Annotated in this window: 3 protein-coding genes; all 3 read right to left on the bottom strand. The window is 65.2% G+C overall.

Translation table 11 applies throughout. From position 1 onward, the window contains the following. Positions 1-824 (bottom strand): ATP-binding cassette domain-containing protein (locus MKL09_RS01020; RefSeq protein WP_244017135.1); only part of this gene is annotated, 824 nt, incomplete at its 3' end. Between the two features lie 150 nt (positions 825-974). After that, positions 975-1,997 (bottom strand): multiple monosaccharide ABC transporter substrate-binding protein, encoded by a 1,023-nt coding sequence (chvE, locus tag MKL09_RS01025; protein ID WP_244017137.1) that lies wholly within the window; start codon positions 1,995-1,997, stop codon positions 975-977. A gap of 438 nt (positions 1,998-2,435) precedes the next feature. Beyond that, on the bottom strand, positions 2,436-3,015 hold a 580-nt coding region (locus MKL09_RS01030), incomplete at its 5' end, for an SDR family oxidoreductase (protein ID WP_244017139.1).

Genomic DNA, 3,015 nt, shown 5'->3' on the forward strand with positions numbered 1-3,015 from the left:
TCGGCATGGACGGCGTGATGCACCGTCCAGTCGCGCACCTCGAGCATGACGTCGCCGAGGCGCGGCTCGCGGGCGGGATACCGGTTCGCCATCTCGCGGCCGACCATGCCCCGGATGATGCGGTCCTCGTCGACGGTGCCGTCACGGCAATCCAGCGTCTCGACGGTCGTACCGTCGCGCAGGACGGTGATCCGGTCGGCGACCTTGGAGATCTCGTTGAGCTTGTGGGAGATCAGGATCGACGCGATGCCCTGCTCGCGGAAGCTGACCAGCAGGCGCAGCAGCGCGTCGCTGTCCTTCTCGCTCAGGCTCGCGGTCGGCTCGTCGAGGATGAGCAGCTTGACCTTCTTGGACAGCGCCTTGGCGATCTCGACGAGCTGCTGCTTGCCGACCCCGAGATGCGTGACGAGCGTGTCGGGATTCTCCTCCAGCCCCACGGTCCTGAGCAGCTCGACCGCCCGGGTGAACATGCGGTCCCGGTCGATGATCCCGAACCGGGCCGGCTCGTTGCCGAGGAAGATGTTCTCCGCGATCGACAGGAACGGCACCAGCGCGAGTTCCTGGTGGATGATGACGATCCCGACCCGCTCGCTGTCCGAGATGTCCCGGAACTGGCTGAGCCGGCCCTCGTAGTGGATCTCGCCGTCGTAGGTGCCCTGCGGGTAGACCCCGCTCAGCACCTTCATCAGCGTGGATTTTCCGGCGCCGTTCTCGCCGACAAGGGCGTGAATCTCGGCGGGCCGGATCGTCAGGTTGACGTCCGAGAGCGCCTTGACGCCGGGGAATGTCTTCGTAATCCCCCGCATTTCGAGGACGGGCTGCATGCGACCAATTCCGGCTCGTCGTTCATAGATCGGCGGCCGATGCCGGGGCTGCCGGCATCGGCCAGGATCGATCGGGGCCGGCACCCGGCCCCGTCGCGCTCACTTCAGCTGGTCGAGCGTGTAGTAGCCGGTATCGACCAGCGCCGGCTTCTAGTTGGCCTTGGTGACCACCACCGGCTTGAGCAGGTAGGACGGGACGACTTTCGTGCCGTTGTTGTAGGTCTTGGTGTCGTTGACCTCGGGCTGCTGGCCGTTCTCGATGGCGTCGATCATCGCCACCGTCACCTTGGCCAGGTCACGCGTATCTTTGAACACGGTCGAGTACTGCTCGCCGGCGATGATCGACTTGACCGATTGCAGCTCGGCGTCCTGGCCGCTGACCACCGGCATCTTCAGGCTGCCGGAGCCGTAGCCGACGCCCTTGAGCGACGAGATGATGCCGATCGAGATGCCGTCGTAGGGCGACAGGACCGCGTCGAGCTTGGCGCTGCCGTAATAGGCCGAGAGCAGATTATCCATGCGGGCCTGGGCCGTGGCCGGGTCCCAGCGCAGGGTCGAGACCTTGTCCATTCCGGCTTGGCCCGAGCGCACGACCAGCTTCTTCGCATCGAGATACGGCTTCAGCACCGACAGGGCGCCGTCGTAGAAGAAGTAGGCGTTGTTGTCGTCCGGCGAGCCGCCGAACAGCTCGATGTTGAACGGGCCCTTGCCGTCCTTCAGCCCGAGCGCGTCGACGATCGAGGTGGCCTGCTGCACGCCCACCTGGAAGTTGTCGAAGGTGGCGTAGAAGTCGACGTTGGGGGTGCCCTTGATCAGGCGGTCGTAGGCGATGACCTTTACGCCGGCATCCTTGGCCTTCGACAGCACGTCGCTGAGCGTCGTCCCGTCGATCGAGGCGACCACCAGGACCTTCGCGCCCTTGGTGAGCATGTTCTCGATCTGGGCGAGCTGGTTCGGGATGTCGTCGTCGGCGTATTGCAGGTCCGGCTTGTAGCCCTTGGCGGCCAGCTGCTTCACGATGTTGTTGCCGTCGTCGATCCAGCGCTGGGACGACTTGGTCGGCATGGCGACGCCGATCAGGTCGCCGCTGGCGGCCAGCGCCTCCGGCACCGCGACGCCCGCCAGCAATGAGGCGGTGAGCGCAAGCTTGAGGAATATCTGCCTGGTGATCATCAAGTCCCCCCCGGTCGTATCGAAATCCCGCGCGCCGGATCGGCGCACTTCGCGTTGTGCGAATGTTTTTTTGATTGGCAGAAGTCACCGGCTGACTGGATCAACGTGGCCGACACCAAACGGAGACACTCGGTCGAACGTGATCATGGCCTGTCATAGCCGATCGAAAGTCTTCAACACCGACACAACCCGTCCGAACGTCCTGCGGACGCGCGGCGACTGGACCGGTGCCGGCGGCGCACAGGTCACGAGGGCCCTCGCCCCGTGCGCGACCGAGTTCTTGCCTCGGCCGTTTTTGTTGAGCGATTTGTATGAGTTATAAAACCGGGCGTCAATCGGCGCTGGGCGGAGCACACGGAAAAAGCGTGGCTGTTCACCAGCGCGGGTGCGCCGCTCGGCCGGACGGCACCCGAGAGCGCCGAACGCGAATAGAAAAGATCAGCCGCGGCCGACGAACGGCATCTTGGTGGCCATGACGGTCATGAACTGGACATTGGCCTCCAGCGGCAGGTTCGCCATCATCAGCACCGCGTCGCCGACATGGTCCGGATCCATTACCGCCTCGGCCCGGGTGGACCCGTCAGCCTGGGCGACGCCCTCCTTCATCTTGCCACCCATCGGGGTATCGGCATTGCCGATATCGATCTGGCCGCAGGCGATGTCGTAGGCGCGCCCATCGAGCGACGTCGCCTTGGTGATGCCGGTCACCGCGTGCTTGGTCGCCGTGTAGGCGATCGAGTTCGGCCGGGGGGCGTGCGCCGAGATCGAGCCGTTGTTGATGATCCGGCCGCCCCGGGGATCCTGGTCGCGCATGATCCGGAAGGCGTGCTGGGTGCACAGGAACAAGGCCGTGAGGTTGGTGTCCACCACCTGACGCCACGTCTCGAGCGGCAGGTCTTCGAGGGGCACAGGCGGCGCGCCGATCCCGGCATTGTTGAACAGCAGGTCGAGGCGGCCGAACCGGGACTTGGTCTGGGCGAACAGGTTGGCGATCGAGGCCGGGTCGGTCACGTCGGTG

It is taken from the genome of Methylobacterium sp. J-048 (genome assembly GCF_022829515.1).
Lineage (GTDB): Bacteria > Pseudomonadota > Alphaproteobacteria > Rhizobiales > Beijerinckiaceae > Methylobacterium.